The sequence below is a fragment of the Ereboglobus sp. PH5-10 genome (assembly GCF_029504735.1).
Taxonomy (GTDB): domain Bacteria; phylum Verrucomicrobiota; class Verrucomicrobiia; order Opitutales; family Opitutaceae; genus Ereboglobus.
Genome location: NZ_JAQFIP010000017.1, coordinates 49,435 through 55,669 on the forward strand (window position 1 = coordinate 49,435; position 6,235 = coordinate 55,669).

General features: G+C 60.4%; 8 protein-coding genes and 1 pseudogene. 5 read left to right on the forward strand and 4 right to left on the reverse strand.

Annotated elements, in window-relative coordinates:
* Window positions 1-35 precede the first annotated feature (35 nt).
* Window positions 36-806, forward strand: a complete 771-nt coding sequence (kduD, locus tag M2447_RS11940) for a 2-dehydro-3-deoxy-D-gluconate 5-dehydrogenase KduD (RefSeq protein WP_277558792.1) — start codon at window positions 36-38, stop codon at window positions 804-806.
* 92 nt (window positions 807-898) lie between these two features.
* Here kduD and hemE read toward each other — a convergent pair whose 3' ends face one another.
* The 3 genes from hemE to M2447_RS11955 form a co-directional block, all read right to left on the reverse strand.
* Window positions 899-1,969 (reverse strand): uroporphyrinogen decarboxylase, encoded by a 1,071-nt coding sequence (gene hemE / locus M2447_RS11945; protein ID WP_277558793.1) that lies wholly within the window; start codon window positions 1,967-1,969, stop codon window positions 899-901.
* A gap of 82 nt (window positions 1,970-2,051) precedes the next feature.
* Complete coding sequence (locus tag M2447_RS11950; RefSeq protein ID WP_277558794.1) at window positions 2,052-2,186, reverse strand: hypothetical protein; 135 nt, start codon at window positions 2,184-2,186, stop codon at window positions 2,052-2,054.
* Between the two features lie 117 nt (window positions 2,187-2,303).
* A complete protein-coding gene (locus M2447_RS11955; RefSeq protein ID WP_277558795.1) occupies window positions 2,304-3,158 on the reverse strand; it encodes a LysM peptidoglycan-binding domain-containing protein in 855 nt (284 codons plus the stop codon).
* 86 nt (window positions 3,159-3,244) lie between these two features.
* On the opposite strand from M2447_RS11955, the gene M2447_RS11960 reads away from it, so the two are divergent.
* From M2447_RS11960 to M2447_RS11975, 4 genes are all read left to right on the forward strand, one after another.
* Window positions 3,245-4,234, forward strand: coding sequence for a KpsF/GutQ family sugar-phosphate isomerase (locus tag M2447_RS11960; RefSeq protein ID WP_277558796.1), 990 nt, complete (start codon window positions 3,245-3,247; stop codon window positions 4,232-4,234).
* Window positions 4,235-4,367: 133 nt separating this feature from the next.
* Complete coding sequence (locus tag M2447_RS11965; protein WP_277510803.1) at window positions 4,368-4,934, forward strand: hypothetical protein; 567 nt, start codon at window positions 4,368-4,370, stop codon at window positions 4,932-4,934.
* A gap of 275 nt (window positions 4,935-5,209) precedes the next feature.
* Window positions 5,210-5,392, forward strand: coding sequence for a hypothetical protein (locus tag M2447_RS11970; RefSeq protein ID WP_277510805.1), 183 nt, complete (start codon window positions 5,210-5,212; stop codon window positions 5,390-5,392).
* A 1-nt stretch (window position 5,393) separates the two neighbouring features.
* Complete coding sequence (locus M2447_RS11975) at window positions 5,394-5,654, forward strand: hypothetical protein (RefSeq protein WP_277510807.1); 261 nt, start codon at window positions 5,394-5,396, stop codon at window positions 5,652-5,654.
* A 137-nt stretch (window positions 5,655-5,791) separates the two neighbouring features.
* Here the strand turns inward: M2447_RS11975 and M2447_RS11980 are convergent.
* Window positions 5,792-6,235: pseudogene (locus M2447_RS11980) on the reverse strand (hypothetical protein); the annotation flags it as partial.

Genomic DNA, 6,235 nt, shown 5'->3' on the forward strand with positions numbered 1-6,235 from the left:
TCACCCAATCGCCAACCAAAACAATCAATAATCAAATGAGCAAATTACTCGATCTCTTCAAACTCGACGGAAAAGTCGCCATCGTCACCGGCGCTGGCCGCGGCATTGGCCAAGGCTACGCCCTCGCCCTCGCCGAAGCCGGCGCGGACGTGGCGCTCGTTGACGTCATCCCGATGGATGAAACCGCCGCAAAAGTCGCCGCCCTCGACCGCAAGAGCGTCAGCATCACCGCCGACCTCTCCAAGGGAGACGAAGCCGCCCCCGGCATCGTCGCCGAAGTCGTGCAAAAACTCGGCCGCGTTGACATCCTCGTGAACAACGCCGGCATCATCCGCCGCGAACCCTTCACCGAGCACAGCGCGAAAAACTGGAACGACGTCATCGCGATCAACCTCTCCACGCCCTTCTTCCTCAGCCAGGCCGTCGCCAAGCAGATGGTCGCGCAAGGCCAGGGCGGCAAGATCATCAACATCGCCTCGATGCTCTCGTTCCAGGGCGGCATCCTCGTGCCCGGCTACGCGGCGTCGAAAGGCGGCATCAAGAGTCTCACGATGCTCATGGCCAACGAACTGGCCCCGCACAAAATCTGCGCCAACGCGATCGCCCCCGGCTACATCGCCACGGAAAACACGCGCCCGATCCGCGAGAACCCGGAGCGCAACAAGGCGATCCTCGACCGCATCCCCGCCGGACGCTGGGGCACGCCCGAGGACCTCATGACGACGGTCGTGTTTCTCGCCTCGCCCGCCTCCGACTACATCAACGGCCACACCCTCGCCGTGGACGGCGGCTGGCTCTCCCGCTAAGCGAACACCCAGCGCACGCAACCACACTCAAACAAAAAGCGCGCCGGAATTCCCGGCGCGCTTTTTTATTTCCCCTCCCACGCTTCAGCCCTTCAGTCTTTCAGCCCTTCAGCCTTTCCCCCGTCCTCCCCGAATTCAACAACCGCGTCCACCAGCGCGTGCATGCACTCGATTTTGGCGGACGGCGTGATGCCATGCCCCAGGTTGAAAATATGCCCGCCCGGCAACCCGCGCATCGAGCACAGCAAGCGCACCGCCTCGTCGCGCACAATCTCCGGCGTCATTTGCATCAGCGCCGGATCAAGGTTGCCCTGTAGCGCCACGCCCGCCGGCAATCCGCGCCGCAGCGCCGCCAGGTTCACCGTCCAGTCCACGCTCAACACGCGAACACCCGACTTCGCCTGCGCGCCATGCTGCGCCGCCGCGCCCCTGGCATACAAAATCACCGGAAAATCCTCGGGCAGCGCCGACGCGATCTCGCGTATCCATTTTAAGGATACATATTCGTAGTCATGCGCCGCGATGATTCCGCCCCACGAGTCGAAAATCTGGATCGCGTCCGCCCCCGCCGCGACCTGCATCCGGAAATACGCGATCAACGCGTCCGTGAGCTTGCGCATCAGCGCCTCAAACGCGCCGCGGTCCGTGTAATAAAGCTGCTTCGCGCGCGCAAAATCGTCCGAGCTTCCGCCCTCGAGCATATACGCCGCCAGCGTCCACGGCGAACCGCCGAAACCGAGCAGCGCCTTGCCGTCCGACGCCAGCTCGCCCTTGAGCAAACGCAGCGCGCCGTCCACATACGCAAGCCGCTCGGGCACGGCCTCCGCCGGCGCAAGCGCGTCAATGTCCGCTCGCGACCCGATCCGCCGCGCCATTTCAATTCCCCCGCCCTCGCGAAACGCATACGCCTGCCCGAGCGCCTCGGGAATCACCAGGATGTCGGAAAACAAAATCGCCGCGTCCAGCCCCGGAAACCGTTTCATCGGCTGCAAGGTGACCTCCGCCGCCAACTCCGGCGTGCGCACCATTTCAAGAAACGACGAACGCGCCTTCAGCTCGCGGTATTCCGGCAGATAACGCCCCGCCTGCCGCATCACCCACACTGGCGGGCGCGACAACGGTTGCGAGGCGCACGCGGCGAGAAATCGTTCACGGGAAGTCATGGCAAGAGCGAAAAGTGGGCGGGAAACGGTGAAAAAACAGGTTCCGGACAGGGTGTCCGGCCTCTGTGCTCAATTGCCCCAACTATCGCTTTTTCCCGAGCGGAATCGAAAGGCTTCCACCGCCGGTCGTTCCCGAGCTGCTGCCCGATTCGCCCCAGGCGCGGAACGACTGGCAGCCCGCCATCAACACGCACACCGCCGCAACAAGCGCCAGCACACCCGCGCGGATAAAGCCCCGCCCGCATTTTCCCGCGCTTAATCCTTCGTTATGATTGTTCGAGTTCATTTGCATTCATTCATGTTGGTTGGCGCCGATTGGCGATAAAAAACTGTCTCACGGAATGCGCAGCTCCATTCCCACGCGCAACGGTGTGTTGCGCGACTGGAGCTGGTCGCGGTTGGCGTTCACAATCGCGTCCACCTGCGCGTTGCGCGCCGAGCCGTAATGCTGCCTCGCGATGTTGTATAAACTGTCACCCTGGCGCACCACGTGCCGGCGCGCGGGCGCGGCCTGTTGCGGCTGCGGCGCCGGTTGCGAAACGGCCGCGGGCTGCGCGTCGGGTTGCCGGGTCGCGACCGGAGCGGCTTGGGAAAACTGCGTGTTCCGCGATGTGACGACGATCGGATTCTCCGCCGCCACGACGCGCCCCGTTGTCTGCTGGCTCGTGTTTATGGGAACGCGCGCCGCCGCCGCTTGCGCCACGGCGAGGTCGGCGCGCAGGCGTTCGTTTTGCGCGCGAAGCCGGTTGATTGTCTCGGCGTAATCCGGGGACGCCCCGGACAAATCCAGCGAGGGCCGTCCGGGCAGCGTGCTCATGTAGTCGCGCTTTGCCGCGTCGATCCGCTGCTCGATCATCGCGCGCTGCGGCGAGTTCCGCATTATGGCCATGTATTTTTGATAATGATAAATCGCCGTCAGGTAGTCGCGCACCTGCTGCTGGTAAATGATCGCCATGTCCAGGTGCGTCTCCGGCGCCTTGTTGAGCCCGCGCTTGACGAGCACCCGGTCATACGCGGCCAGCGCCTCCGACGTGCGCCCCTGCCTGACCATTTCCTTCGCCTTTCTGTAATCCGGATCGTCAACCTCCGCCACTTCCGCGGTGCTCTCCGCGCGCCAGCATCCCGCCGCCAAAAGCAGCGCGGCGCACAGGCAAAAAAACACGGAAAACAGGGACCGGCGGGATCTCATCTTGAAAAGCTAGACGGAAAAGGATTTGAACGACAATAAACTCCTTCGTAATTTTTGCAACAAACCGGCAGAGACAATTCAAATCAATGACACTTTCCACAAAAACCGCCCTATCCCGAGCCCGCGCCTGCATCCGCACCGAAATGGACGCCCTCAAGGCAACCGCCGCCGCACTCGATGAGGAGTTCGCCGTCTGCGCCCGCATGGTGGGCGATACCGCCGCGAACGGCGGCAAGCTCGTCTTCTCCGGCGTGGGCAAATCCGCGCACATCGCCCAAAAACTCGCGGGCACTTTCAACAGCACCGGCATCGTCTCCTGCTTCCTCGATCCCACGCAGGCGCTCCACGGCGATTTCGGCATCTGCGCCGAGGGCGACACGGCCTTCCTCATCAGCAACTCCGGCCAGTCCGAGGAAATCCTCCGCATCATTCCCGCCCTGAAACGCTTCGGCCTGAAAATCCTCGCGCTCACCAGTTTTGCAGACTCCGACATCGCGCGCCACGCCGACTGCCGCCTGCTCTATCGCGTGCCCCGCGAAGCCTGCCCGCTCGAGCTCGCCCCCACCGCCAGCACCACCGCGGCCATGGCCCTCGGCGACGCGCTCGCCATGGTGCTCCTCGAAACACGCGGCTTCACGCGCGAGGATTTCGCCCTGCGCCATCCCGCCGGAAATCTCGGACGCCTGCTGCTCCTCAAGGTGAAGGACATCATGCGCACCGGCGACCGCCTCCCGCTCATCACGGCCGACGGCACGCTTCAGGAATCCATACTCGCCATGACCGCCGCCAAGTCCGGCTGCATCGCGATCATCGACCCGAGGACAAAAAAGCTCGCGGGCATCCTCACCGACGGCGATTTCCGCCGCGCCGCGCTCACCGGCAACAATTTCCTGTCCAAGCCCGTCTCCAAGTTCATGACGCGCACGCCGAAGGTCATCGACGAAAACGCCCTGGGCGTCGAGGCCATGCGCCTTTTCGAAAAACACAAAATCGACGACCTCATCGTGGTTGACAAAAAAGCCCGCCCCGTCGGCGTGATCGACGGCCAGGATCTGCCGAAGTTGAAGATCGTGTAAGCGCGTGGTGAAACGACACGCGCACGCAATTCGCAGGGGCGCACTTTACGTGCGCCCGCGTATGCGAAAGACTGTTTGTCCGACCTACGAAAGCACTTGCCTGCGCGTGGCTCAGATTTAACGTTAGGCCGCTATGCCAGACCACCCCAAAATCAATTGGCAGTTTCAGGACTTGCACGCACCGAGTCCAAACCGCGATTGGGTAGCGCTCCAGAAGCTGGAGGCTGACATCTGTTTGTTCTATCAGCAGCAAGCACACTATTCGCATGTCATGGGCGACCTTTACTACGGAGATGTGTATTCTCTGCCGTATTGGGAGATGTTGAGTCTCGAAGACTTGGACGGAGAGAGGTTGGAGTTCGTGCAGTCCGGCTGCTTGATGATTTTGCTCGCGATGAGCTGGGAGCTTATCGACGGCTCTGGCAGCTATTTGATGCCGCATGTTTCAGAAGCGCTGGCTGGTGTTCGTGCATCTAAGCCTGCCACCAGCCGCGTGGCTCGTCTTCGGCAGCATGTCGAGGATATTTTGAGCTACCTTCAGGACAAGCGCCCCAGTCTATCAGCAGTTGAGGAGGAGCGCGAGTGGTTCGGATTTGTGGACACTTCGCAGTGGGCGCATCGCGAATTTGTGTTCGGATACTTTCGGAATTGGTGCGATGAATTTATCAAGAATCCATATTATCACGGTGGAACGGTCTAACCATGCGTTGCAGCGGAGCAGCCGAGGTCTTGCCTTTTGACATAAAGGCGGCAACGCGGACGAACACCATTCGCCGATGAATTCGAAACCCGGATACGCGAGGTGCGCCCCTACAAGCAAACTAGCGCGTTTTGAGGCAGAGCGGTTGCCACCAACCCAAAAGGTTCCGCCATTGACACCCATGATGATAAGCAAACAATTCTTGCCATGTCCCCCGCAATCCCAAAAACGAACTTGGCTCAATAGCGCTGATCAGCAAAGCAAGTATTGGCACTATGAAAACGAAAATTCTAATGGCGCTCGGTGCAGCTATAGGGTTCGCTATCTACGAAATGGTCGAGCACGGTATAAAGCAGGCCGACTGGCGGCGGGTCGTCGCTGTGCCGATGATCATGTTCGTGCTGCTATTGTTTGTTCCAAACCGATGGTTCGAAATAAAGAAAACACCAAATTCATGACATGTTGCAGAAGATGCTGCTACTCCGAGAAAAAATTCAAATTGTATTGATTGCCCTCGGGATGTTTTTCTGCGGATTTGGTTTTGCGCTATTCAAACCATTTGCGACCGAGGAAGAACCTCCTTCACCGCCTGTGCATAAGGTCGGGTTTTGGAAGGATGGAGGCATATCAAAAGAAGCGGGACGTCGGTTTGCGCCATGGGTTATGGCTGCTGGTGTTGTATCGTTTGCTGGCGCATTTCTGATGCGCGATCGTAGATGATCCCTGAAAGGCAAAATCACGCATGTATGTGGTGGGCGGAAGCGGAAGGTAGGGCGAACCGTCCCGGTGAGCCGGTCGCATTATCGACTCACCGAGACGGTTCGCCCTACCTTGAACCTGAAAACCGCGATTGGAGATTAATTTTGCAGCAGGCCCGGGGGGATGTTCCTTGGTTTTTCACCGGGCTGTTCCAATCGCGGCGCGATTGAACGGCACCATCGCAATGTTTGTTCGATCATCGGCTTGCGTTTTTCCAACCCGCCCCAGCTGCTGCTCATGTGCAGCACATACTTGTGCCCGCTTCGCCCGCCCACCGCTCCGCACAGGAACACTTCCGTGCGCAGCGTCACCGGACGCTTGTATTCGCGCTTTTCGCCCAACGCCGCCCCCTGCCACACACTGAGCAGGTTGAAGAGCATCAGCACAGAGCGAAACGCCGCCTCCGTCGCAAAAAACTCCCGCCGGCAAAAACTGTCCGCCGCCAGATCGTCCTTGAGTTCGCATATGCGCTGCTCGATTCGCGCGCGCTGGTTGTAATCGCGCCACAACGCCTCGGGCGCATCGTTGCGATTGGTCACGAA